This is a genomic window from Sorangium sp. So ce176, assembly GCF_051519835.1.
Lineage (GTDB): Bacteria > Myxococcota_A > Polyangia > Polyangiales > Polyangiaceae > Sorangium > Sorangium cellulosum_G.
The window spans coordinates 10,107,641-10,131,352 of sequence record NZ_CP150371.1 but is presented as its reverse complement, the minus strand read 5'-3'; the positions used below and the strand labels follow the sequence as shown (position 1 = coordinate 10,131,352).

The 23,712-nt window shown below is 72.4% G+C and carries 19 protein-coding genes; 13 read left to right on the top strand and 6 right to left on the bottom strand.

The window, feature by feature from the left end; all coding sequences use genetic code 11:
* Nucleotides 1-124 precede the first annotated feature (124 nt).
* Both WMF42_RS38460 and WMF42_RS38455 read left to right on the top strand, forming a co-directional pair.
* Nucleotides 125-3,040: a response regulator gene (locus WMF42_RS38460; protein ID WP_081426739.1), complete on the top strand. Its 2,916-nt coding sequence runs from the start codon at nt 125-127 to the stop codon at nt 3,038-3,040.
* Complete coding sequence (locus tag WMF42_RS38455; RefSeq protein WP_061610281.1) at nt 3,034-3,957, top strand: ATP-binding response regulator; 924 nt, start codon at nt 3,034-3,036, stop codon at nt 3,955-3,957. The genes WMF42_RS38460 and WMF42_RS38455 overlap by 7 nt, the downstream gene beginning before the upstream one ends.
* 138 nt (nt 3,958-4,095) lie before the next feature.
* Here WMF42_RS38455 and WMF42_RS38450 read toward each other — a convergent pair whose 3' ends face one another.
* Together WMF42_RS38450 and WMF42_RS38445 are read right to left on the bottom strand one after the other, a co-directional pair.
* Nucleotides 4,096-5,922 carry a glycoside hydrolase family 43 protein gene (locus tag WMF42_RS38450; protein WP_061610282.1) on the bottom strand — a complete coding sequence of 609 codons (1,827 nt, stop codon included), beginning with the start codon at nt 5,920-5,922 and terminating at the stop codon, nt 4,096-4,098.
* 631 nt (nt 5,923-6,553) lie between these two features.
* On the bottom strand, nt 6,554-7,489 hold the full coding sequence (locus WMF42_RS38445; RefSeq protein ID WP_233562009.1) for a LysR family transcriptional regulator: 936 nt from the start codon (nt 7,487-7,489) through the stop codon (nt 6,554-6,556).
* 68 nt (nt 7,490-7,557) lie between these two features.
* Between WMF42_RS38445 and WMF42_RS38440 the strand changes: the two genes are divergently transcribed.
* Nucleotides 7,558-8,154 (top strand): NAD(P)H-dependent oxidoreductase, encoded by a 597-nt coding sequence (locus WMF42_RS38440; protein ID WP_061610284.1) that lies wholly within the window; start codon nt 7,558-7,560, stop codon nt 8,152-8,154.
* Here the strand turns inward: WMF42_RS38440 and WMF42_RS38435 are convergent, their stop codons facing one another.
* A complete protein-coding gene (locus tag WMF42_RS38435) occupies nt 8,155-8,895 on the bottom strand; it encodes a 3-oxoacyl-ACP reductase family protein (protein ID WP_437688167.1) in 741 nt (246 codons plus the stop codon).
* 92 nt (nt 8,896-8,987) lie between these two features.
* Between WMF42_RS38435 and WMF42_RS38430 the strand changes: the two genes are divergently transcribed.
* Nucleotides 8,988-9,620, top strand: a complete 633-nt coding sequence (locus tag WMF42_RS38430; RefSeq protein WP_061610286.1) for a TetR/AcrR family transcriptional regulator — start codon at nt 8,988-8,990, stop codon at nt 9,618-9,620.
* A gap of 210 nt (nt 9,621-9,830) precedes the next feature.
* Nucleotides 9,831-10,334: a DUF3291 domain-containing protein gene (locus tag WMF42_RS38425; protein WP_437688166.1), complete on the top strand. Its 504-nt coding sequence runs from the start codon at nt 9,831-9,833 to the stop codon at nt 10,332-10,334.
* A gap of 48 nt (nt 10,335-10,382) precedes the next feature.
* Here the strand turns inward: WMF42_RS38425 and WMF42_RS38420 are convergent, their stop codons facing one another.
* The 3 genes from WMF42_RS38420 to WMF42_RS38410 all read right to left on the bottom strand — a co-directional run bounded on the left by WMF42_RS38420 (nt 10,383) and on the right by WMF42_RS38410 (nt 12,971).
* Nucleotides 10,383-11,003, bottom strand: coding sequence for a DUF1349 domain-containing protein (locus WMF42_RS38420; RefSeq protein WP_437688165.1), 621 nt, complete (start codon nt 11,001-11,003; stop codon nt 10,383-10,385).
* A gap of 91 nt (nt 11,004-11,094) precedes the next feature.
* Nucleotides 11,095-12,381 (bottom strand): c-type cytochrome, encoded by a 1,287-nt coding sequence (locus tag WMF42_RS38415; protein WP_437688164.1) that lies wholly within the window; start codon nt 12,379-12,381, stop codon nt 11,095-11,097.
* A 5-nt stretch (nt 12,382-12,386) separates the two neighbouring features.
* Nucleotides 12,387-12,971 (bottom strand): hypothetical protein, encoded by a 585-nt coding sequence (locus tag WMF42_RS38410; protein WP_061610394.1) that lies wholly within the window; start codon nt 12,969-12,971, stop codon nt 12,387-12,389.
* A gap of 334 nt (nt 12,972-13,305) precedes the next feature.
* On the opposite strand from WMF42_RS38410, the gene WMF42_RS38405 reads away from it, so the two are divergent.
* From WMF42_RS38405 to WMF42_RS38370, 8 genes are all read left to right on the top strand, one after another.
* Nucleotides 13,306-14,346, top strand: coding sequence for a BMP family lipoprotein (locus WMF42_RS38405; RefSeq protein ID WP_437688163.1), 1,041 nt, complete (start codon nt 13,306-13,308; stop codon nt 14,344-14,346).
* A gap of 19 nt (nt 14,347-14,365) precedes the next feature.
* Complete coding sequence (locus WMF42_RS38400) at nt 14,366-15,463, top strand: ABC transporter permease (protein WP_437688162.1); 1,098 nt, start codon at nt 14,366-14,368, stop codon at nt 15,461-15,463.
* Nucleotides 15,464-15,477: 14 nt separating this feature from the next.
* Nucleotides 15,478-16,560: an ABC transporter permease gene (locus WMF42_RS38395; RefSeq protein WP_061610395.1), complete on the top strand. Its 1,083-nt coding sequence runs from the start codon at nt 15,478-15,480 to the stop codon at nt 16,558-16,560.
* Nucleotides 16,557-18,116, top strand: a complete 1,560-nt coding sequence (locus tag WMF42_RS38390; protein WP_437688161.1) for an ABC transporter ATP-binding protein — start codon at nt 16,557-16,559, stop codon at nt 18,114-18,116. The genes WMF42_RS38395 and WMF42_RS38390 overlap by 4 nt, the downstream gene beginning before the upstream one ends.
* The gene (locus WMF42_RS38385; RefSeq protein WP_437688160.1) at nt 18,113-20,053 is read left to right on the top strand and encodes a DUF1585 domain-containing protein; all 1,941 of its coding nucleotides are present in this window, start codon (nt 18,113-18,115) and stop codon (nt 20,051-20,053) included. Before WMF42_RS38390 ends, WMF42_RS38385 begins: the two co-directional genes overlap by 4 nt.
* A gap of 11 nt (nt 20,054-20,064) precedes the next feature.
* Nucleotides 20,065-20,760 carry a hypothetical protein gene (locus WMF42_RS38380; RefSeq protein ID WP_233562680.1) on the top strand — a complete coding sequence of 232 codons (696 nt, stop codon included), beginning with the start codon at nt 20,065-20,067 and terminating at the stop codon, nt 20,758-20,760.
* 323 nt (nt 20,761-21,083) lie between these two features.
* A complete protein-coding gene (locus WMF42_RS38375; protein WP_437694399.1) occupies nt 21,084-22,484 on the top strand; it encodes a DUF1501 domain-containing protein in 1,401 nt (466 codons plus the stop codon).
* Entirely contained in the window at nt 22,481-23,680 is a 1,200-nt protein-coding gene (locus tag WMF42_RS38370; protein WP_437688159.1) for a c-type cytochrome, read from the top strand. Before WMF42_RS38375 ends, WMF42_RS38370 begins: the two co-directional genes overlap by 4 nt.
* Nucleotides 23,681-23,712: the final 32 nt, after the last annotated feature.

Sequence of the window (23,712 nt, the reverse complement as noted above, 5' to 3'; positions counted from 1 at the left end):
CGAGCGCCGCCGTCGGCCCGCGCGCGCCGCCCGCTGCCGGGGTCGCCTCCGCGCGGCCGGACCGCCGGATCTCACCCTCGCGGCCATGGACGCCCGATCGCGACCCCGCTATCTCCATGGAGCCATGCCGAAGGCCGAGGCTCCCCCGCCAGCCGCCGCGCCGGGGACCAGCAGCGCGGAGCCCCGCCCCTCGTTGGGCGGTGATGCCCGCCCCTCGTTGGGGGGTGACGCCCGTCCCTCGTTCGCCGGCGAGCCCCGCCCCTCGCTCGCCGGCGAGCCCCGCCCCTCGTTCGCCGGCGACGGCGACGCCCGCGGCACCTTCCTGCCGGCCCGGTCCGCGCCTCATCCACGCCTCAGCCGCCCTTCCTGGGAGAAGCGGTGGCTGCCGCTGCTCGGGCCTCTGCTCGCGCTGCTCGTCATCGGCGCTGTCACCTCGCTCGAGGCCGCGTTCGACTGGACCGTCCCGAACCCGCCCGCGATCCTGTCGATGATCATCGTCTTCGCGGCGTTCAGCGGCGGCCTCTGGAGCGGCATCGCCTCGTCGCTCATCTCGTGCGTCTACTTCGCGATCTACTTCTCCGAGGACGGGGCGCCGTTCGTCTACAGCGGGGAGAACCTGCTGCGGGTCATCGTCTTCGCCGTCACCACGCCCGCCATGGCGGTGATGGCGAGCATCGCCAAGCGGCGCGCCGACGCCATGGGCGAGGCCTCGCTCGAGAACGAGCGCGAGCACTCGGCGAGCCTGCGCGCCCTGCTCATGCAGCGCCAGGCGGTCGAGGCCGAGCTCCAGCAGGCCAAGGAGGCCGCCGAGGCGGCGAGCCGCGCCAAGAGCGAGTTCCTCGCCAGCGTGAGCCACGAGATCCGCACCCCGATGAACGGCATCATCGGCATGACGTCGCTCGCGCTCCAGACCGAGCTCACCCAGGAGCAGCGCGAGTACCTCGAGATGGTCAAGATCTCGGCCGACGCGCTGCTCGCCATCATCAACGACGTCCTCGATTTCTCCAAGATCGAGGCGGGCAAGCTCGAGATCGAGCCCGTCGTCTTCGACCCGAGCGAGATCCTCGGCGACGCCGTGAAGACGCTCGCGCTCCGCGCCCACGAGAAGCGCCTCGAGCTCGCCTACGACGTCGGCCCCGAGGTGCCCGAGGCGCTCGTCGGCGACCCGCTGCGGCTGCGCCAGGTCCTCGTGAACCTCGTGAGCAACGCGGTGAAGTTCACCGACGCCGGCGAGATCCTCGTCCGCGCCGGGGTCGACTCGCGCGCGCCCGTCGCGCCCGAGGAGGCCGCCGCGGACAGGCCGAGCTCGGCCGACCTCTACTCGGGCGAGGCGCTCGGCGACGTCGTGGTGCTCCACGTGCGCGTCATCGACACGGGCATCGGCATCGCCCCCGACAAGCAGCGGCTCGTCTTCGACGCGTTCGCGCAGGCGGACGGGTCGACGACCCGCAAGTACGGCGGCACCGGGCTCGGGCTGACGATCTGCGCCCGCCTCGTCGAGATGATGGGCGGCAAGATCTGGATCGAGAGCGAGGTCGGCAAGGGCAGCACCTTCCACTTCACGCTCCAGCTCCGGGCGCTCGAGGGCGCCGCCCGGTCGCGCAGGCCGCAGCTCCCGAAGGATCTCCAGGGCACGCGGGTCCTCATCGCCGACGACAACGCGACGACGCGGCGCATCCTCATCGAGACGATCGAGGGCTGGGGGATGAAGGCGGTCCCCGTCGACTCCGGCGCGGCGGCGATCGCGGCGCTCTCGGAGGACTCGGGGGTGTGGGCGCTGCCCTGGGGCAAGCCGGGGGGCAACGCGGTCGGGCCGAGCAGCTCGTTCGGCCTCGCGATCGTCGACGCCCGCATGCCGAAGGTCGACGGCTTCGCCGTCGTCGAGCACTGCCGCCGCCGCGAGATCCTGAAGGGCCGCACCATCATGATGCTGAGCTCGACGAGCGCGCAGGCGGACGCCGCGCGCTGCCGCGACCTCGGCGTCTTCGCGATGCTCACCAAGCCCGTGAAGCCGTCGCACCTCCAGGAGGCCGTGTTCCACGCCTTCGGCGTCCCGACGCGGAGCGCGCTCCGGTCGGCCGACGTGCGCCGCGCCGCGCCCGGGCCGCGCGTCCGCGGCCTGCGCGTGCTCGTCGCCGAGGACAACGCGATCAACCAGAAGCTGATGCGCCGCTGGCTGGAGCGGCAGGGCCATCACGTGCACATCGTCGAGAACGGCCGGCTCGCCGTCGAGAAGATCGCGAGCGGGCAGTACGACGTGGCGCTGCTCGACGTGGAGATGCCCGAGATGGACGGCCTCCAGGCGGCGCGCGTCGTCCGCGCCCGCGAGCGGCGCGAGGGCGGGCACATGCCGCTCATCGTCGTGACCGCCTACGCGATGAAGGGCGACCGCGAGCGCTGCCTCCGGGCGGGCTTCGACGGCTACGTGTCGAAGCCGGTGCAGGTGGAGGAGCTCTACGACATGATCGACCGGCTCGCCGCCGGGCCCTCCTCCCTGGAGATCGAGGATCCGGCGAGCCTGTCGCTCGGCGCGCCGAGCTCGTATTCGCCTGTGCCCTCGTCGTCGTTCGAGAGCGGGCCGCCGAGCAACCGCTCGGAGCGGCTGACCGGCTCGCCGTCGTCGATCGCGAGCCGGCCGATGTTCGACCGCACCAGGGCGCTGGAGCGGACGGGCGGCGACGCCGACCTCCTGCGCGAGCTCGCCGAGGTCTTCCTGGAGGAGTGCCCCCGCTGGATGGCCGACATCGACGAGGCGGTGACCGCCGGCGACGCGCGCAAGCTCCAGCGGGCCGCGCACAGCCTGAAGGGCGGGGTCGACAGCTTCGGCGCGCGGGGCGCGTTCGAGGCCGCGTTCGCGCTGGAGAAGATGGCGCGGACGAACGAGCTCGGCAGCCTCGCGGAGGCGCAGTTCGCGCTGCGCGCGCAGATCGAGCGCCTGATCCCCGAGCTCGCCGCGTTCATGCGAGAGGGCTCGCCGGCGGACCCTGCGCCGCCGGTGCAGGGCGAACCACGCTCTGATAACGAGGTGACGCGATGGTGAGGGTGCTCGTGGTGGACGACTCCCCGATGGATCGGCGCCTCTCCGGCAGCTTGCTCAAGAAGCGCGCCGGCATGGAGCCGATGTACGCCGAGAACGGCGTCGAGGCGCTGCAGACGATCGCGCGGGCGATGCCGGAGATCGTGCTGACCGATCTCCAGATGCCGGAGATGGACGGCCTGGAGCTCGTCGAGGCGATCCGCCGCGATCACCCGTACCTGCCGGTGATCCTGATGACGGCGCACGGCAGCGAGGAGATCGCGGTGCAGGCGCTCCGGCGGGGCGCGGCGAGCTACGTCGCGAAGCGGAACCTCGCGGCGGAGCTCGTGAGCACGGTCGAGAACGTCCTCGCGGTGGCGCGGCTCGATCGCCGCGAGCAGCAGCTCCTCTCGTGCCTGACGGCGACCGAGTCCCATTTCGAGCTCGACAACGACGTGGCGAAGGTGCCCGCGCTGGTGGGCCACATCGAGCAGAGCCTGGGCCGGATGCGGCTGTGCGACGAGACGGGCCGGATCCAGGTGGCGGTGGCGCTGCGCGAGGCGCTCGTGAACGCGATCGTGCACGGCAACCTCGAGGTCTGCTCGACGCTGCTCGACGAGGATCCGAGCGCGTTCCAGGCGCTCGTCGAGCGTCGCCGGCGGGAGAGCCCGTACCGGGACCGGCGCGTGTACGTGACAGCGCGGGAGACGCGGACCGAGGCGACCTACGTGGTGCGCGACGAGGGCCCCGGCTTCGACCCGCGCGACCTGCCGGACCCGACCGACCTCGCCAACCTGGAGAAGCCGAGCGGCCGCGGCCTGATGCTGATCCGCACCTTCATGGACGAGGTGCGGCACAACGAGAAGGGCAACGAGATCTGCATGGTGATGCGGTGTCGCTCGCCGGACGCGGACGGCGAGCAGGGCGGGTACGACGGCTGACGCCGGCTCGACGCGCGCAGCGGGCCCCTCGAGGGGGCGGCGCGTCCGGGCATCGACGAGCGGGGAGGGGCGGGGAGGGCACCACGGGGATGCGCAGCGCCGACGAGCGGCGGCGCGCGCAGGCGAACGGCTCGCGGGTTACGGCTTGGTCACCTCGAAGGAGGCGACGTTCACCGAGCCGCCCAGAGACTGCGTGGCGTAGTTGAAGATGCCGAAGCGGTAGCCAAGGAAGTACTGCCAGTCCTTGTTCATGTTGAGCGTGTTGCCCAGGCTGGTGAACCGGGTGCCGTCGGTGCTGTAGGAGAAGCGCGCTTGCGCGCCGCCGGCATCGGTGCGGACGTTGGCTTCCACGCGCAGCCAGATCTTGGTGCCGGACACGTCGGCGCCGGCCACCTCGGTGCCCCTGCTCGTCGTGGTCCAGGAGGTGTTCATGTTGACCCCGTTGGTCATCACGACGCGCGTCGCCCCGTTGGCCTTCTTGACCCCGATCCACGCCGACGCGTCGCGCAGCGCGGCGAGGCCGGCGACATCGCCGTTCTGCATCTTGCTGAAGTCGAGCTCGATCGTCGCGATCGAGACGGGTCCCTCGATACGACGGGTCAGCGTATTTCGAGCATCATAGAGATCGTTGGTCACCGTCGCCGTTTGCAGGGTCAGCCCAGCCCCGGAGGACCATTTGGTGTTGTCGGGGTTGTGGTTCCACTCCCACTCATGGCTCAGGGTCGCTTCCGCGAAGGTCTCCCTGCTCGCGGGCGGCTTCACCCGGTTCGAGCCGCACGGCAGGTCCGGGAAGGGGTACGTACCTCCCCATTTGCCGTCCACCAGGGTGACCGAGGGCCAGCCGTCGGACCATGTCACCGGGGCCATGACAGGCATGCGGCCGGCCGGGAACGCGTCATTGAACGCGATGTAGTACCAGTCGCCGTTCTGCGTCTGGACGATGCCGCCTTGATGCGGGCTCCCGCCGGAGCCCGCGGCGCCGGCGTAGGGCAGCTTGACCGCGAAGGGCCGCAGCTCGTAGGGACCGAAGGGGCCGTTCGTCGATCGCAGCACATACTCGCCGTTCGCGTATTGCGTGACGAGGATGTAGTAGTCCCCGTCGATCTTGTAGAAGCGAGAGCCCTCCAGCGGCCCGGAGATGTTGCCCGGCGTCTGGAACACGGCCTGATTCTTGACCTGGCTGAAGCCGTCTGCGCTGAGCTGAGCCACGCTGATCGTGCCGTTCCCGTACGCCACGTACATGGTGTCGTCGTCGTCGACCAGCAGCCCCATGTCGTAATAGCAGCCGCCTCTGTGCTTCTCCCACGGACCTTCGGGGGACTTGGCGGTGAAGACCCAGCCGCCGCCTGTGTTGTGCATGCAGCCCATCCAGTAGAAGGTCTCGTTGCTCTTTCGATACTGGAGCGTGGAGGCCCAGATGCCGTTCACGTAGGATCTGTCCCCGCTCAGGTCGTACGACGCGTCGAAGTCCAGCCGGGGGACGGAGTGTGATAGATATTCCCAGTGGACCAGATCGTAGGAGCGGAGCACCGGCGCTCCAGGCGAATGGTGGAACGAGGACGCGGTATAGTAGTAGGTGTCGTCGACGCGAATGACCTCTGTATCGGGGAGGTCTGCCCAGATGAGAGGATTGGAGTAGGTCTCGGGGCATACGGCAGGGGCGCTGCCACCCGAGCCGCCGTCGCCGCCGCCGCCGGTCCCAGGCTCGCCGCCTCCGGACGTCGTCGATCCTCCGCTGGTGCTCGTCGAGCTGCCACTCGCCGCTTGTCCACCGCTCCCGCCCGAGCCGCTGGTGGTCGAACCGCTCGTTCCAGGGCCGGTCGTCGTACCCGTCGTGGCGCCATCGCCCTCCTGCGACTCCCCGGCACAACTTGCAAGGAGAGCGAGGAGAACGGCTGCGGACGCCGTGCCGCCCGTACGTCGGGCGAGAGAGCGGACGTTGGACCATCGAGAAGCAAAGTGCATGGTGAACTCCTGATGAGAGGTGTCAGCGAGCGCTCGGCACGCGGCTCGCAGAGAAATGGTTGCGTCGAGGCGAGCTGCTTCCTGGTCGTGGCGCCTCCCCGAGCTGTCCGAGGGGCCTGATTCCTGAGGCGTCCCCTCGGATCCTTCAGAAAATTCACAGGGAGGCAGGGGGGCGGGGAGGGAAAATTTCACGATACTCCCCGTCTCCCTGTTCAATTGCCCCGCTGAAAAGGGCTGCAAACCGAGGGGATTTTTCAGGCCTGATTCACCTCCTCGTCCGTCGCCCGCTTCGTGTCGTTCGAGGGGTCCAGCTCCAATTGTGAACGTTCACATGGCGGCGTCAATCAAAATGACCGGCGCGCGGCGCTCCTCGATCTGCGCCGGGGGCGCCACGGCTGTCGATCGCCGTGCCCGTGTGAGCTGCCGTACGGGCTTCGCCTGGGCGGCCCGGTTGTCGGGCTTGCCAGCGCCCTGAGCCGCGCCGTCGCCCCGGGGAACGACGTGGCAAGGCCGGGGAATTCACGGGGCGCGCGATCGACGGATGCGGAAATGGGGGTAAATGTGAGCGTTCACATCCGAGCGCCGCGCGCGCGAGCGCAAGATCGGCAGGCGCCATGGATCGCGGTGCGGCTCACCGCGACCGTGGACGCGCCGGCGCGCGCCGCGCGTCGTGCAGAAACTGGAGCTGCTCCTCGAGAGCGCTCCACACGGCGGCGATGCGCGGCACGTGGCGCAGGCTGCGGGGCGTGACGAGCCAGAGCTCGAGCACTGGACCTGCGGGTAGACCCAGATCGAGCTCCACCAGATCCGCGTCCAGATCGAGCGCGCTGCACGGCAAGACGGCGGCGCCGAGACCCGCCCGCACGGCCTCGATCTGGGCGATGTAGCTGCTCACGACGACCTTGGGAGCCTTCTTCACGTGCTGCCTCTGGTAGTCCTCCTCGACGGTGGGGATGCGGCCCAGGTCGACGCCGACCCAGTCGAGCTCGTCGCGGCTCTTCTTCGAGAGCTTGCGGTGGGCGACAGGCACCGTGGGCAGGGTGACGATGCGCGCGGCCACCAGATCGCCGCTCTTCGGCCGGAAGAAGCGCACGGCGATCTCCGCCTCACGATGGCCCAGATCCGCCGCTTCGTAGCTGGTCAGCAGGTGGACCGACACGCGCGGGTGCCTCTCGGCGAGCACCGGGAGCACGCGCGGGATGACGCCGTGCACGGCGATCGACTCGGTGAGCGCCAGGCGAACAAGGCCCTCGACCTCCTTCTCGTGGCCGCTCGCCTCGCGCACGAGCTGGTCGGCGCCGGCCTCCATCGCCTCGACGTGGCGGCGGAGCCGCTCGCCGAGCGGGGTGAGCATCGAGCCTCCCGGTCGCCGATCGAAAACGGCCACCCGGAGCGCTCTCTCGAAGGCGGCCATGCGCCGGCTCACTGTCGATTGCTCGACCCCGAGCGCGCGGGCGGCGGCCGAGAAGCTGCCTGTGCGCGCCACCTCCAGGAAGAGGCGCAGATCGGCCCAGTCCACGTCGGCGGGCGGCACGCTTGCGCGCGGGGAAGCGGGAGAGCGAGCCATGCATCCACGCATGGCACGCCTGCCCGGATCGGTCTACCCGGATGCTGCTGCATGGCCACGATCGACGCATGCACCTCATCATTCAAGGTCACCCGGCTCCCGACAGCCTGAGCGACTCGCTCGCTCGGGCCTACGCCACCGGCCTCGAGAGAGGCGGAGCGCGCGTCGAGCACCTGGCCCTGCGCTCGCTCTCCTTCGATCCCCACCTGCGCGCCGGCTTCAGCGGTCGACAGGAGCTCGAGCCGGATCTCCTCCAGGCCCGGACCGCCATCGAGCGCTCGAGCCACGTGGCGTGGTTCTTTCCCACCTGGTGGGCGGGGCCGCCCGCGCTCATCAAGGGCTTCATCGACCGCACCTTCTTGCCCGGCTGGTCGTTCGCCTACCGAAAGCGGAGCCCGTTGCCCGAGGGGTTGCTCGCCGGTCGCAGCGCGCGCGTCGTGACGACGATGGATAGCCCGAGCTGGTGGTACCGCTTCTGGCACCGGCGCTCCGTTCATGCGTCCTTCGTCAACGCGACGTTGCGCTTCGTCGGCTTCGGGCCCGTCCGCGAGACCACCTATTTCAATCAGAACACCCGGACCCCCGCGCAACGAGCGACATGGCTCCGGGAAATGGAGCGCATCGGCGAGCGGGACGCGCGGCGGTCTCGCGCGAGATCCGGCTGATCAGGCGGTGAGGCCGCCGTCGATCGTCAGGTCGGCGCCCGTGACGAAGGCGCCGTCGGGGCCGGCCAGGTACGCCACCATGCCGGCGATCTCGTCGCCTTGCCCGTAGCGCTGCACGGGGATCTGGTCCTTGAGCTGGGCGGCGAGCGGGCCGTCGGCCGGGTTCATGTCGGTGTCCACGGGGCCGGGCTGGACGTTGTTGACCGTGATGCCGCGCGGGCCGAGATCCCGGGCCCAGCCGCGGGTCAGGCCGGCGACCGCTGCCTTGGTCGCGCCATAGACGGCCATCCCGGGGATGAGCGCGCTGTCGCCGCTGACGCTCCCGATGTTGATGATGCGCCCGCCCTGGCCCATGTGGCGGGCAGCCTCCTGCGCCGCGACGAAGAGGCCCCTGACGTTCACCGCCATGAGCCGATCGAACTCCTCCAGCGAGAACTGATCGAGGGGCGCCATGGCGGCGACGCCCGCGTTGTTCACCAGCACGTCGATCCGCCCGAAGGTCTTCACCGTGGAGGCGACGGCGCCCTTCACCGCCTCGGCGTCCGCGCTGTCCGCCCGGACGGCGACCGCCCTGCCGCCCGCCGCCTCGATGGCGTGCACCACCTCGGCCGCCTTCGCCGGCGACGCGGCATACGTGATCGCCACGGCGGCGCCCTCGTGCGCCAGGCGCCTGGCGATCGCCGCCCCGATACCCCGCGAACCCCCGGTGACCAGCGCAACCTTGCCCTTCAGCGTGCTCATCGACAGGTCTCCTTTTTTCTGGAACGATCGTTCCTGAAAAGGAAGCTACGTAGGCTGTCGCTGTCCGTCAAGCGATTTATGGAACGGTCGTTATGAAAAAAGCGGCAGGGGAGATCCCGCGGGGGCGAGGGCGGCCGCGCAGCTTCGATCAGGAGGCGGCGCTGGAGCGGGCCATGGTCCTGTTCTGGGAGCGGGGGTACGAGGCGACGTCGCTCGACGAGCTGAGCGCGGCGATGGGCATCAGCCCGTCGAGCCTCTACGCGACGTTCGGGGGCAAGGAGCAGCTCTTCCGGGCGGCGGTCGACCGGTACCTCGCCCGGGGGGGCGGGAGCATGAGCTGCATCTTTGCCAAGGAGCCGACGGCCCGGGGCGGGGTGCAGCGGCTGCTCGAGACGGCGGCCGCCGAGCTCACGCGATCCGATCATCCGTCCGGCTGCATGATCGCGCTGGGCGGGACCCAGTGCTCCCCCGGCGCCCGGCCCGTACAGGACCTGATGCGGGGGCACCGCGAGGCGTGGCACGCCTCGCTTCAGGCGCGGATCCAGCGGGGCATCGAGGACGGCGAGATCGCGTCCGACACCGACGCCGACGCGCTGGCCACGTTCTACTCGACCGTCTTGCTGGGGATGTCGGTCCAGGCGCGGGACGGCGCGTCACGGGAGAGCCTCCGCGCGGCCGTGGAGGCCGCGATGCGGGCATGGCCCGGCGCCTCGCGCGCTCCGTAGGCTGCCGCGCCGTCGGGGGGCCGCTGTCGAGGCGGGGCGGGCCGCGCACGCCGCCGTGAACCGGCGGCTGCGCGCGCTGCTGGGGGAGGAGCAGGCGTCCGCGCTGCGCGCGTCGCTCCAGCGCGTCGCGGAGCGCACGGGAGGGCTCGCGCTCCTGTCCTCGCGGAGGCTCCGCCAACCGTAGGCGTGCAGCGGTGGTATCCTCCCCAGATGCCGACTCACCACCTTGCCCAGGTCAACATCGCCTTGCCGATCGAGCCGCTCGACTCGGCGCGGCTGGCCGACTTCGTGTCCGCGCTCGACCCGGTGAACGCGCTGGCCGAGGCCGCGCCGGGCTTCGTGTGGCGGCTGAAGACCGACGACGGCGACGCCACCGGGGTGCGCGCGTTCGGCGACGACCGGCTCATCGTGAACATGTCGGTGTGGGAGTCGCCAGAGGCCCTGTCCGACTTCGTCTTCCGCAACCCCGACCACGCCGCCGCGATGCGCCGCCGCCGGGAGTGGTTCGCCCCGATGAAGGAGGCCATCTCCGTGCTGTGGTGGATCCCGGCCGGGCACATCCCGACCGTGGCCGAGGCCGAGGAGCGGCTCGAGGAGCTCCGCCGCCACGGGCCGACGCCCCGCGCGTTCACCTTCCGCCACCAGTTCCCCGCGCCCGACGCGCAGGCCGCCCCCGCCCCCGCGGGCGAGGCGCCACGCTGCCCGGCCGGCTGAGCGCTCAGCGCCCGGCGACGAGGGCGGCGGCGCCCGCGGCGCGGCGCCTCACGCCGCGCGCCCCGGCGCGATCCGGAGCAGCTCGAACTCCGCGACGAAGCCCTCGCCCATCGGGCTGCAAGCGTAGAGTCCGCACTCGACCTCGCGCGCCCCGTCGTCCTCGTGCAGGTGCGCGATGCGGAGCTGCGTCCACGCCGCGCCGTCGTCCGAGCCATCGACGATGTAGTCCGGGCCCTCCCGCCGGATGCGCAGCCAGATCTCGCGGCGATCCGAGGGGAACGGCTGGGTCGACCAGTCGCTGTAGCCGGCGTTCGTCACCACCGCGCCCAGCCGGCTCGGGCCGTTCGGCTCGAACTCCACGGACGTCTTCAGCCAGCACGACGCCGAGAGCCTCACCATGAGCCCCGCCTGGTCGTACTGGTGCGCGGGCCGGAACCGCACATGGGTGGTCATCACGAAATCGCCGCCGGCGCGCGTGAACAAGAAAGGACCGTTGTCGTTCTGGAAACCGTAGTGCGTCCGCTGCCAGTAATCGGTCTTCGCGGCGGGCTCGACAACGAGCACGCTCCGCTCCGGCGCCACGGCCCAGCGCGCCGGCGGGTGGCGCCACTCGAGTCGCGGATCGACACCGACCTTGGCAAAATCGTCTTCCAGGAGCATCCCTGTCATGACACCGGCCTCCCCAAAAGGGCATGAGATGCGACCCGCGGTGCGCGGACGCGGCCGGAGCCTACCACGGGCGCCCGCGTCGCCCGCCGCGCTATTGAGGGCGCCCCTGCGCGATCCAGCTCTCGACGAGCTGGATCTCCTCCGCGCCGAGCGCCGGCAGCCCGAGCGGCATCCCGCGCACCGCCGGATCGGCCCGCCCCGCCTCCTCCGCCTGCCGCGACAGCAGCGCGGCGACCAGGCGCGGCACGCCGCCCGGACCGCGCGCGAAAACGCTCCGCCGCTCGCCCTGATCATCGACGTACCCCGCGGCGATCCCCTCGTACGCGGCGAGGTTCAGCCCGCGCGCCTTGAACCCGAACCCGCCGGTGTTCCCGGGCCCGCCGTCGCCGAGCGCGTAGTCGGGCTCGGAGTGGCAGTGCCGGCAGGTGACACGAAACACCCTGCGATCCACCTCCTCGTAGGTCACCCGCCGCGACAGGACAGGCAGCCTCTCCGGCGCGCTCGCCGGCGCCCGCGGCGCGAGCGGCTCGGTCATGACGAACGCCGCGATGTCGCGCGCCTCGGCGGGCGACATCGGCACCTGCGGCATCGGCGTCCCCGGCTTGATCGCCCCCGGATCGAGCACCCACGCCACGAGATCGGCCGGCTCGATCCGGTCGCGCGCGACCCGCAGATCCGGCGCCAGCGCGACCGCCGCGCGCGTCTCCTTCTCCATCGCCTTGACAGGCGCGACAGCCGTCACGCCGGTCACCCCGGTGAAGGCATGGCACGTCCCGCACCCCTTGGCCTCGTAGAGCGCGCGCCCCCGGGCCGCGCTCGCGCCCTCGAGCGACACGCTCGGACGTTCGCGGCGATCGCGGGTGAGGTACGCCGCGATGTCGCTCACCTGCTCCGGGCCGAGCGCGAGCCGCGGCATCGTCGCGTGCAGCCGCGGGCGGACGTCGTGCGGCTCCAGCAGGAACCCGCGGATCCAGTCGCGCCGCAGCCTGTCGCCGGCCGCGGCCAGCGACGGGACGTCGCGCAGCAACACGAGGTTCTCGTTCCACCGCTTCATCGCCGCGGCCGGCGCCTGGAACCGCCCGGCCGCGATGTCCTGGTGGCACTGCACGCAATGGGCGTCGCGCGGCGCGGGCGCGTGCCCGGTCCCGTCGTGGCAGCGGTTGCACTGGTGCTCGGCGACGAGCCGCTGCCCGCGCTCCGGATCGCCGGCCGGCGCCGCGGCGATCGCGGCCGGCGCCGCGGCGATCGCGGCCGCCGCGCCGCCGTCCTGCGCGGGCGGCGTCGCGGCGGGGCCGGTCCCCCGCGGGTCCTCCGAGGTGCACGCGGCGGCGCCCGAGGCGAGCGCCACAAGCGCGGCGAGCAGCGGGCGGGCGCGCATCGGCGTCAGCTCTGCGGCCGCGCGTCGATCGCGCGGCTGCTCCTACAGAGGGCCGTGTTCTTCGCCATCGCCTCGCACCGGCTGGCCGCGGCGTCGTGCCCCGCGCCGTCCCCCGACAGCGCGCGCAGCCGCGCCAGCGCCGCGTACCCCTCCGGGCTCGCGAGCAGGTCCTTCTCCGCCAGGCCGCCCAGCAGCTTCAGCGCCTCGCCGCTGTGCTCCGGCGCCCTGGCGAGCGCCTCGCCGAGGTCGGTCTGGAGCGCCGGGTCGTTCTTTCGCTGCTCGTTCAGCCGGCGCAGCGCGCGGATCGACCAGTCGACGTTCGCCTTCCGGTCCTCGGCCGACGCACCGCCCCACGTCTCGAGCAGCTCGCGCGGCAGCTCCGGGGCGACCCGGAGCGCCCCGTCCGCGCGCGCGGTGGCCACGGCGAGGACGCGGAAAGCCCGGTTGAGCAGCGGATCTCTGTCATGAGACATCCGCCGGATCTCGGGGAACATCCGGATCACGCTCCCCGCGGCCGCGGTGATCCGGCCGTCGCGCAGCGCCTGCTCGGCCTGCGCGACCCCCATCACGCGGTGATCGATGGCGGGCATGATCTCCTCGCCACCGCAGGCCGACGCGTCCCCGGAAGGGACGAGGGCAGTCGCGATGAGTGCACCACAAAGCATGAGTCGAACGGCAGGACCCGTCATGAAAGACCTCCTCGGGCAGGCTGAGCCGGCGCGCCCCGTCGTTCATCGGGCGCCACCGAGCGACTGTGACAACGCCGCTCAGGAAAAAGTTGCTCCCGATCGCGCCGCGGCGCTCGAGCGCCCGGCGCGCCGCGGCCCTGCCCGAAGCCGTGTGTGCAAATGTGCGCAAATGCAATCGCCGGGTTGCCTTGGTGCGCTGGCCGGTGTCCAATGCGACTTCCAAAGGAGATCCGGCATGTTGAAGAAGCAGCGCCTCGCGGTCGCGGTCCTTCTGGCGCTGGCCAGCGCGCTCCCGGCGTGCAGCAGGGACAAGAAGGCCGACTGCGCGACCCCCGAGGTGTTCTGCGTGGGCCTCGTGACCGACATGGGCAAGATCGACGACAAGTCGTTCAACCAGTCGGCGTGGGAGGCGCTCCAGCGGGCGCAGAAGGAGCTCGGCGCCACGACGCAGTACATCGAGACAACGGATCCGAAGGACTACCCCAAGAACATCGCGACATTCGCCGAGGAGAAGTACGACGTCGTCGTGACGAGCGGCTTCGGGCTCACCGAGGCGACGCACGCCGCGGCCGCGCAGTTCGCGGGCGTGAAGTTCATCGGGATCGACCAGTTCCAGGGGCCCGGCGCCGAGAAGCCGAACGTTGTCGGCCTCATCTTCCCGGAGGACCACGGCGGCTTCCTCGTCGGCGCGCTCGCCGCGATGATGACGAAGTCGGGGAAGATCGGCGCCGTGCTGGCCACCGACGCCGTGCCGCCCGTCTGGCGCTTCGGCGAGGGGTTCCGCGCGGGCGCGCGCCACGTGAAGCCCGACGTCGAGCTCAGCGTCGTCTATCACAACGACGTCGGGTTCGATAAGACCTTCACCGATCCCGAGTGGGGGAAGACGACCGCCGTCTCGATGATCGACAAGGGCGTCGATATCGTCTTCGGCGGCGGCGGCAAGACGGGCAACGGCGCGCTGCTCGGCGCGGCCACGAAGGACGCCTACGCCATCGGCGTCGACACCGACCAGTACTACACGGTGCCAGAGGCCCAGAAGGTCCTGCTCTCCAGCGCCGTCAAGCTCATCAACGACGGCGCGTTCGACCTCATCAAGATGGCCAAGGAAGGCAAGCTCCCGAGCGGGAACTTCACGGGCAAATCGGGGTACGCGCCGTATCACGATCTCGATGGCAAGGTGCCGGCCGAGGTGAAGGCGAAGATGGAGGAGCTCAGGAAGGCCCTCCTCGACGGGACCCTCAAGACCGGGGTGCCGCCGACCAAGCCGGGGCAGTGAGCGCCCGGGGAGCTCGGGCATGCGAGAGAGGCTGATCCGGCTCCTCCGTCCGCTGCTGCTGCCGGCCCTCTCGGTGTTCACCGCGATGGTCCTCGGCGGCGCCCTCATCGCCCTGGCCGGCGGCAATCCGATCGACGCCTATGCGGGCATGCTCGAGGGCGCGTTCGGGTCGCCGCGGGCTGTCAGCGAGACGCTCGTGTGGGCGACGCCGTACATCCTCGCGGGCCTGTCGGTCTCGCTGGCGTTCAGGGGCGGGCTGTTCAACATCGGGGCCGAGGGGCAGCTCGCGCTCGGGGCGCTCGCGGCGGCCTGGGCGGGCCACTGGCTGCCGCGGCTCGCCGGCGTGGGGTTGCCCGCGGCGCTGCACGTGCCCCTGACGCTGCTGCTCGGCGCGCTCGCCGGCGGGCTCTGGGCCGCGATCCCCGGGTGGATCAAGGCGCGCGCGGGCGGACACGAGGTGATCAGCACGATCATGCTCAACTACGTCGCGCTCAACGCGGTGAGCTTCCTGCTGAACGGCCCGATGAAGGACCCCACCCCGGGCAACGTGCTCTCCCGCACGCCGCTCATCGACGAGAGCGCGCGCCTGCCGGCGCTCGTCGACGGCTTCCGGCTGCACTGGGGCTTCCCGCTGGCCCTGCTCGCGGCGGCGCTCGTCGGGTGGGTCCTGCAGCGGACGGTCTTCGGCTTCGAGGTCCGCACCGCGGGGCAGAGCCCGGACGCCGCGCGCTACGCCGGGGTCCGCGTGGGCCGCACCGTGATCGTGACGATGGCGCTCTCGGGCGCCCTCGCCGGGGCGGCCGGCGCCATCGAGGTGAGCGCGCTGCACCACCGGCACGAGCTCGGGTTTTCGCAGGGGTACGGCTTCGACGCGATCGCCATCGCGCTCCTCGGCAAGGCGCACCCCGGCGGGACGGTGCTCGCCGCCCTGCTGTTCAGCGCCATGCGCAGCGGCGCGACCCGGATGCAGTACCTCACGCAGGTGCCGATCGACGTGATCTCCGTGATCCAGGCGCTGATCCTGCTCTTCGTCGCGGCGGACACCCTGGTCCGGCGCATCTACCGCGTGCGGGGCGAGCGCGAGCGGCTCGTGCTCACGCGCGGCTGGGGTGGCTGAGCGCGAGGGTGAAGATGGCCTATCGACGGTACGGGTTCATCGCCGCGGTCGTGTGCTTGCTGGTCCTCGTCGTCGCGCTGGTCGGCGCCTCGCGGGTGCCGCCCCTCACGATCGTGGCCAGCATGGCGGCCACGACGCTCGCCGTGGCCACGCCGCTCACGCTGGGCGCGCTCTCGGGCGTGTTCTGCGAGCGCTCCGGGGTCGTCAACCTCGGCATCGAGGGGATGATGCTCGCGGCGGCGTTCTCGGGCTGGTTCGGGTCGATCTACGCGAGCGCGGTCCTGCACCTCCCGGCGCTGCCGAGCCTGCTGCTCGGCGTCGTCATCGCGATCCTCACGGGCGCGGCGCTGGGCCTCCTGCTCGCTGTGCTTGCGGTGACCTTCGCGGTGGACCAGATCCTCGCGGGGACGGTGATCAACTTGCTGGCCGTCGGGCTCACCGGCTTCTTCAACCGACAGCTCTTCTTCGGGCCGGGCAGCGCGTTCGGCGGCCAGGTCCCGCACGCGCCCGGCGTCCTGCCGCGCCTGCGCGTCCCGCTGCTCGCGGACATCCCCGTCGTCGGCCCCGTCTTCGAGCAGCAGCCGATCGCCCTGGCGGCCATCGCGCTGGTCGTCGTCACGCACCTCGTGCTGTTCCGCACGCGGTGGGGGCTGCGCGCGCGCGCCGTGGGCGAGCACCCGCGCGCCGCGGCCACGGTGGGGATCGACGTGGCGCGCGTGCGCTACGTGAACGTCGTGATCGGCGGCGCGATCGCGGGGCTCGGCGGGGCGTACTTCACGCTGGAGTCGGTGCCGTCGTTCGAGCCGATGATGACGAACGGCCGCGGCTTCATCGCCCTCGCGGCGATGATCTTCGGCGACTGGACCCCGTTCGGCGCGTGGGCCGCGGCGCTCGTCTTCGGCGCCGCGCAGGCGTTCCAGATCAACCTCCAGCTCTTCCGCGACCTCATCCCGCCGTCGTGGTCGTTCCTGCAGCAATCGTCGGTCGTGGGGCTCGTGCCGTACCTCCTGACGCTGCTCATCCTCACCGGCGTCATCGGCAAGACAACGCCGCCGGCCGCCGACGGCCAGCCCTACGAGCCGGAGGGGCGCAGGTGACGGCCGTCCTCGAGGCCCGGGGGATCACCAAGCGGTTCGGCGGCGTCCTGGCGAACGACAGGGTCGATCTCGACCTCCGCGAGGGCGAGATCCACGCCCTGCTCGGGGAGAACGGCGCCGGCAAGTCGACGCTGATGAACGTCCTCTACGGGCTGGTGCGCCCGGACGAGGGGGAGCTCCGCCGCAGCGGGCGCACGGTGGCGCTGCGCTCGCCGAGCGACGCGATCGCGCTCGGGATCGGCATGGTGCACCAGCACTTCATGCTGATCCCGGTGTTCACGGTCGCCGAGAACATCGTGCTCGGCGCGGAGCCCGCGCGGCGCGGCGGCGTGATCGACAGGCGGCGCGCCAGCGACGAGGTGCGCGCCCTGTCGACGCGCCACGGGCTCGGCGTCGACCCCGACGCCCGCGTCGAGGACCTCCCGGTCGGCGTGCAGCAGCGCGTGGAGATCATCAAGGCGCTGTACCGCAAGGCGGAGATCCTGATCCTCGACGAGCCCACGGCCGTGCTCACGCCGCAGGAGGCGGACGACCTGTTCCGCGTGCTGCGGGGCCTGACGGCGCAGGGCGTGTCGGTGCTGTTCATCACGCACAAGCTCAGGGAGGTGCTCGCGGTCGCCGATCGGGTGACGGTGATGCGCGCGGGCCGGGTGGTGGGCGCCGCGGTCCCGGCCGAGACCGACGAGCGCGGCCTGGCGGCGACGATGGTGGGCCGCGAGGTCGCGCTCCAGGTGACGAAGGCGCCGGCGCGCCCCGAGGCGGTCGTGCTCGAGGTGGAGCGCCTCAGCGTCGCGGGCCGGCGCGGGGCCGGCGGCGACGCGGTGCGCGAGGTGAGCTTCTCGGTGCGCGCGGGCGAGATCCTCGGCATCGCCGGCGTGCAGGGCAACGGCCAGACCGAGCTCGTCGAGGCGATCACCGGCCTGTCGACGGCGCGGGGCGGGCGCGTGCTCCTCCGGGGCCGCGACGTCACCGGCGCGCTGCCCCGCGCGCTGAGCGAGCGGGGCGTCTCGCACGTGCCCGAGGACCGGCAGCGTCACGGGCTCGTGCTCTCGTACTCGATCGCGGACAACCTCGCGCTCTGCACGTATTACAAGGCGCCGTTCTCCTCGCGCGGCGTGCTCCGCGACGACGCCCGCGAGGAGAACGCGCGGCGCCTGATAAAGAGCTTTGACATTCGGGCGCCCGGCCCCGGGACGCCCGTCTCGGCGCTGTCCGGCGGCAACCAGCAGAAGGTGATCCTCGCGCGCGAGCTGAGCCGCCCGGTGGAGCTGCTCGTGGCGAGCCAGCCGACGCGGGGCGTGGACGTGGGGTCGATCGAGCACATCCACCGCGAGATCGTGGCGGCCCGCGACGCGGGGGCGGCGGTGCTGCTCGTGTCGGCGGAGCTCGACGAGGTGCTGTCCTTGTCGGACCGGATCGCGGTGATGTACAGGGGCGCGATCGTGGCGACGCGGGACGCGGGCGCCGTCTCGCGGACCGAGCTCGGGATGCTGATGGCCGGGGCGGTCCCCGGCGAGGCCGCCCCGGAGGGCGCGGCGGGCGAGGTGGCGCCGTGAGCGGCTCGCGCCTTGTGCGCGCGCTGACGGCGCCGGCGCTGCTCGCGGCGGCGGCCGCGGCCGCCGTCGCGCCGCCGTCCGCCGCCGCGCCGGCGCTGGAGCAGTACCGGTATTTCCGCGCGCTCTCTCTCGATCTGGAGGGCCGGCTCCCGACGCGCGAGGAGCTCGCGGAGCTCGAGTCGCCGGGCTTCGATCTCGACGCCTGGATCGAGCGCCACCTCGACGGCCCGGGGTACGTCGAGCGGCTCACGCGCATCTACATGGATGTCCTGCGGCTGGAGCTCGGCCCGGTGGGGCTGTTCACGCCGTCGGAGACGACGCTCCGCCGGGCGCAGGTGCTCGGCCCGGACGGCAAGCCGCTCCATGTCTATTACCGCCACAACCAGCGCCGCCTGCTCCCGGTGATCGACGGCGACTTCTGCTTCTCCGAGGCCGAGAGCGGCCTCCGGGTGGCGAGCTTCGCTGCTGTCACGGGGACGCCCAGGCCCATCTCCCAGCGGCTGCTCGACGAGCGGACCACTGTCGTGCGCCCGTTCTGGCTCTACCGCGATTACCTCTCGGTCGTGCCGACGCAGCGTTACGGCGCCGGGTGGAAGGACCCGGACAGCGCCTATGTCCCGCTGCCGCAGCTCCTGTTCGAGCCGGACGGCACGACGCCGACGGTCGAGGTCCGGGTCTGCAAGGAAGAGGCGCAGACAGCCGACGTCGGCCGCATCTACGCGAGCGACATCCCCCCGTTGCCCCGGGGGGCGCCGCTGCCGGCGGGCCGCGCGCGCCCGCCGATGCCCGAGGATCGCTATGCGAAGGCGCACCGCGGCGAGCCGATCTCGTGCCGGAGCGCGCTCGCCTCGGTGATGAGCGTCGACTGCGGCTGCGGCATCGGCCTCGAGCACTGCCTGCCCGGCGACAGCTCCGGCAGGGATCCGCGCGCCTTCTCGCTGCCGGCCCACCTCCCGCTCGGCATCGAGGCCCCGATCGGCGCGGCGCCCCACACGATCTCCGGCTGGCACAAGTTCTGGTGGTCGCAGGAGGCGATTCATTTCATGAAGCACGTCTTCGGGGCCGACCGCGATTTCCGCGAGATCCTCACCGGGCGTTACACGTTCATCAACGGGCCGCTCGCGCAGTTCTATCGATCGAGCGCGCCCGCGGCGTGCTGCTCGTTGCACAAGTCGTTCGGGATGCGCGAGGACGAGGCGCCGCTGTTCTTGCCGGGCGCGGTGCCGCCTGTCGTCGCTCCGCACGACGTGTCGGACTGGACGTTCATCCCCGATCGCGGGCCGCGCGCGGCGGGGATCATCACGACGCCGGTGTTCCTCGCCAAATATGCCTCCCGCCGCGCGCGCGCGGCAGCGCTCTACAGCGCGTTCCTGTGCAAGAGCTTCATGGCCGAGCACGCGGATCTCCCGCCGTCGGACGAGCCCGACCTGATGGTCCGGCCGGGCTGCTCGAGCTGTCATGCGAGGCTGGAGCCGCTCGCGGCGTATTTCACGCGGGTCGAGGAGACGACGTGGACCTATCTCCCCGCCTCCAGGTTCCCGATCGAGAACCCTGTGTGCAAGCTGAACGCGGAGGGCAAGACGGGCCACTCGTGCCAGCGCTTCTACGATCCTGCGTTCTCGAGCCGGGAGCGCGGCGTGCTCCGGGGCGCCTATGCCTCACCGGACAACGCCGAGCGCGGCCCGGCCGGCGTCGCGGCCGATCTCACGCGCATGCCCGAGTTCGCTTCGTGCGCTGTCGAGCGCGTGACCGAGTCGTTCCTCGGGCGGCCGCTGCGCGACGAGGACGAGGCCCTGCTCCGCGCGCTCCGCGAGCGGTTCGTGTCGCGCGGCTACCGGATGCGGTCCCTGGTCGAGGCGATCGTCCGCTCGCCGGCCTATGCGCGCGCGAGCAACCAGCGGCCCGCGCTGGAGCGCGCCGGCGGGGGCGCGCGGTGATGCGCGGCCGGGTGAGGGCCTTTGCCCTTGCCGGGACGGCCGCGCTGGCCGGCGCCTGCGCCCCGCCGGAGGCGGTGGCGCCGCGGCCCGCCGCGCCGCTCCGGGAGACGGGGCGCGTCGCCCAGAGCCGCGCCCCGAGGCGGGACGTGCGGCTCATCCCGGCCGAGGCGTACCTGAGGACGTACCTCCGGCTCTTCGGCGGCCTCTCGCCCGCCGAGGTCGAGCGGCGTGCGCGGGGGGACGACAGATCGGCGCTCTTCGATACGTGGGGAGACTACCTCGCGGCGCTCGGGCTCCCGGATCACGGCATCGATTTCCCGCGCGGCACGCAGACCAACGCGCTCATGATGGCGGCGTTCGAGCGGCTCGGCATCGCGCTCTGCGACCGCGCCCTGGAGCACGACCTCAAGGCGAGCGTGCCGGTCCCGATCGAGCGCCGGCTCATCTTCGCCTTCGACCTGCCCGCGGAGGACCTCGACGAGCCCGCCTTCGCTCCGCGCTTCGACGTGCTGCACCGGACCTTCCTGAGCTACCCCGCGCGCCTCGCGCCGCCGGACCGGCAGGGGAGGTTCTTCGCGCTCTACCAGGGCACGGTGGCGCGGCACCGCGCGAAGGGCGCGCCGAAGTCGCGGTTCTCGCCGGCCGAGGCAGGCTGGGCCGCTGTGTGTTACGGGCTCGTGCGGCACCCGGAGTTCGTGCTGTATTGAGGGTTGCTCTTGCGTCCCGAGCCTCCGAGATCCGGTGACGGACGGGCTCGCTCACCTGTCCTTGCGCCTGGATTGCCGCCGCAGGTCGCGTGGCGTCGAGCCGGCCAGATGGTGCATGGTGTAATGCAGATTGCTTTTCGTGCGCAGCGCCATGCACGGGCACAAGCTCACTGTCCGGATTCCCAGGTCGTGACGCGTCGAGCTCAATCTTCCGGAGGAGGCGCCGGAGGGAGAAGCCGAGATCCTCGTGCTGACCCAGGAACAGCGAGAATCGATCGTGCGGGCGCGGGCGGCGTCAGAAGGTACCCTGAGGACCACCCGTGATGGCTCGTCTCGACCCCTGTCCTCGTTGCCATGCGCTCCCGCGCCGCGCGCTGCTCCAGGCCGCCGCGGGCGCGGCGCTCGGCCTGTCGGCGGGCGCGCTCGGCCTGCCGGCGCGCGCGCTCGCCGCGCAGACCAAGTCGGCGGAGGACGAGTTCTTCGTCTTCATCCACGCGTCCGGCGGCTGGGACGTCACGCTCTGGGCCGACCCGCGGAACGAGGCCAGGGGGCTCGTCGACCCGGCGACGACCGACAACACCGACGCCGCGCCGCTCCGCCTCTGGGTCGACGCGCCCGGGCCCGGCGGCGCGAAGACCTTCGCCCCGGTGAGGCCGCAGGGCTCGAACCTCGCGTTCGGCCCCGGCATCGGCGCGCTCGCGGCGCTGTACGACCGGCTGTGCATCGTCAACGGGCTGGCGATGAACACCGTCAGCCACCCCGACGGCATCGCCTTCGCGACCACCGGCAGGCACCTCAGCGGCGGCCGCTCCACGTCGTCCAGCCTCGACGCGATCTGCGCGAGCGAGCTCGGCGCGGGCCAGACCTTCCCCGTCGTCTCCGTGCAGTTCCCCTCGTCGTTCGTGGGCGACCGCCTCGACCGCCGCGCCGCCCCGCTCATGGTGGCGGACATCGGCACGATCAGCCGCTCCCTCACCCGCGCGAAGCTCTACGACACAGCCGAGGACCGCGACGCCGTGACAGCGCTCCTCTCCGAGGAGGCCAGGTCGCTCGCCGCGCGATCGAGCACCACCGGCACCCTGGACGGCTTCGCGCTCCAGGCAGAAGGGCTCGCCAGGATGCTCAAGTCGGGGCTCCAGGACGTGTTCTCCAAAGGCAAGCTCGTCCAGGCGCACCCGGAGTTCAACCACACGGCGCGCTTCGCCAGGCAGGCGGCGGTCAACGCCGCGTTCGCGCTCGAGGCGATGCGGCGGAACGTGGTCCGCTGCGTGAGCTTCTCGAGCACCGGGTTCGACACGCACACGAGCAACTACCGCCAGCACGCGGCCACGCAGCAGGAGCTCTTCGATCTGATCGCCGCCCTCGTCCGCTCGCTCGACGCGACCCCGCACCCGACCCGGGCCGGCAAGAAGCTCTCGGATCACACCCACCTCCTCGTGACGAGCGACTTCTGCCGCACGCCGCAGATCAACACGGCGATGGGCCGCGACCACTACCCCAACAACTCCGCGATGGTGATCTCCCCCCGCTTCCGCGGGAACTTCTCGTTCGGCAAGACCGACCCCGAGCAGCTCCTCCCGGCCGCCGCGAAGGCGTTCCGGGGCGGCCCGCGCCCGATCGCCCCGCCGGACCTGCTCGCCACCTTCCTGTTCGCCTTCGGCATCGCGCCGCGCGAGCACCTGCGCGACGGCGAGGTGGTGCCGGAGCTGCTCCGGAGCCCGTGACGCGCCTCCGCAGCGCGGCCCCCCGCGCCCTTCTCGCGCTCGCGCTCGCCCTCGCCGGCTGCGCCGGGCAGGCCGCGGCGCCGGCCCGGCCGCTCGCCGTGCGGCCGGTCGCGTGGCCCCCCTCGGCCGGGCTCGGCCCCGTCCGCGCTGTCGCCGACGACGGCCGCCGCGTCGTGCTGTTCCACGACGGCGCCGCGGCCGTCTTCGTGGACGGCGCGCTCGCCCGGGTCGAGCGCGCGCCCCACCGCTGGGTCAGCGCCGCGGCGCTCCCCGCGCCCGACGGCCACGGCACGTGGATCGTCGGCGTCGACGCCGAGGGGCGCCTCCTCAGGCTGCCGGGCCAGGGCGCGTTCGAGCCCGTCGCCGATCGCTACGGCCTCGAGCGCGCCCCGGTGCGGGCCGCGCTCGGCCTCGGCGGGGGCGGCGCCCCCGTCGCAGGCGGCGCCGCCTTCGCGCTGGACGGCGAGATCGCGGTGGCGGACGGCGCCACCGTCACGCGCTACGCGACCGGGCCGCTCGAGGCGTTCGCGGCGGGCGGCGGGCGCGTGGCCTTCGCGCTCGGCGACGGGCTCCGCGCCCTCGACGTCGCCACGCGGGCGCTGCGGTCGTACCCGCTGCCGGACGGCCCCGCGCCGCTCCTCGCCGTCACCGGCGCCGGCAGGCTGCTCGCGGCGACCCCCGCGGCGCTCTACGAGGAGGACGCCGCCGGCGTGCTGCGCCTCCGGCTGCGGGCGAGCGCCGCGCTCCACGCGCTCGCCGTCGCCGGCGATCGCGTGTGGTTCGCCGACGGCGACGAGCTCGGCGTGCTCGACGCGACCGGCGCGCGCGAGACCCGCGGCGCGCGCCTCCCGCGCGGCGGGAAGCTCATCGGCTCGCCGGGCGGCGACGTCTGGCTGCTCGCGTCGGGCGCCCTCCGGCGCTTCTCCGCGGGCGACGGCGACGCCGCGCCCGCCTGGGACGACCTCGCGCCGGTCGTCGCCCGCGCGTGCGCGCCCTGCCACCTCCCGGGCGGCGAGGGCGGGGTCGACCTCTCCACGCCCGCGGCGTGGACGACGACGACGACGCTCCGGGAGTCCATCGCGCGCCGGGTCCTCGAGGAGCGGACCATGCCGCCCCCGGGGCGCCCGCTGTCCGAGGCTGATCGCGCGCGGATCCGCGCGTTCGTCGGGCGCCCGGGGCCGGCCGGGTCGCCGTGAGGCGCGCGGCCGTCGCCGCGGCGCGCCCGTCT

What these genes read in the sequence shown, in the direction of transcription:
- WMF42_RS38460 (WP_081426739.1), top strand. Translation starts at nt 125, where the DNA reads ATGCCGAAGGCCGAGGCTCCCCCGCCAGCCGCCGCGCCGGGGACCAGC.
- WMF42_RS38455 (WP_061610281.1), top strand. Translation starts at nt 3,034, where the DNA reads ATGGTGAGGGTGCTCGTGGTGGACGACTCCCCGATGGATCGGCGCCTC.
- WMF42_RS38450 (WP_061610282.1), bottom strand. Translation starts at nt 5,922, where the DNA reads ATGCACTTTGCTTCTCGATGGTCCAACGTCCGCTCTCTCGCCCGACGT.
- WMF42_RS38445 (WP_233562009.1), bottom strand. Translation starts at nt 7,489, where the DNA reads ATGGCTCGCTCTCCCGCTTCCCCGCGCGCAAGCGTGCCGCCCGCCGAC.
- WMF42_RS38440 (WP_061610284.1), top strand. Translation starts at nt 7,558, where the DNA reads ATGCACCTCATCATTCAAGGTCACCCGGCTCCCGACAGCCTGAGCGAC.
- WMF42_RS38435 (WP_437688167.1), bottom strand. Translation starts at nt 8,895, where the DNA reads ATGAGCACGCTGAAGGGCAAGGTTGCGCTGGTCACCGGGGGTTCGCGG.
- WMF42_RS38430 (WP_061610286.1), top strand. Translation starts at nt 8,988, where the DNA reads ATGAAAAAAGCGGCAGGGGAGATCCCGCGGGGGCGAGGGCGGCCGCGC.
- WMF42_RS38425 (WP_437688166.1), top strand. Translation starts at nt 9,831, where the DNA reads ATGCCGACTCACCACCTTGCCCAGGTCAACATCGCCTTGCCGATCGAG.
- WMF42_RS38420 (WP_437688165.1), bottom strand. Translation starts at nt 11,003, where the DNA reads ATGACAGGGATGCTCCTGGAAGACGATTTTGCCAAGGTCGGTGTCGAT.
- WMF42_RS38415 (WP_437688164.1), bottom strand. Translation starts at nt 12,381, where the DNA reads ATGCGCGCCCGCCCGCTGCTCGCCGCGCTTGTGGCGCTCGCCTCGGGC.
- WMF42_RS38410 (WP_061610394.1), bottom strand. Translation starts at nt 12,971, where the DNA reads ATGCCCGCCATCGATCACCGCGTGATGGGGGTCGCGCAGGCCGAGCAG.
- WMF42_RS38405 (WP_437688163.1), top strand. Translation starts at nt 13,306, where the DNA reads ATGTTGAAGAAGCAGCGCCTCGCGGTCGCGGTCCTTCTGGCGCTGGCC.
- WMF42_RS38400 (WP_437688162.1), top strand. Translation starts at nt 14,366, where the DNA reads ATGCGAGAGAGGCTGATCCGGCTCCTCCGTCCGCTGCTGCTGCCGGCC.
- WMF42_RS38395 (WP_061610395.1), top strand. Translation starts at nt 15,478, where the DNA reads ATGGCCTATCGACGGTACGGGTTCATCGCCGCGGTCGTGTGCTTGCTG.
- WMF42_RS38375 (WP_437694399.1), top strand. Translation starts at nt 21,084, where the DNA reads ATGGCTCGTCTCGACCCCTGTCCTCGTTGCCATGCGCTCCCGCGCCGC.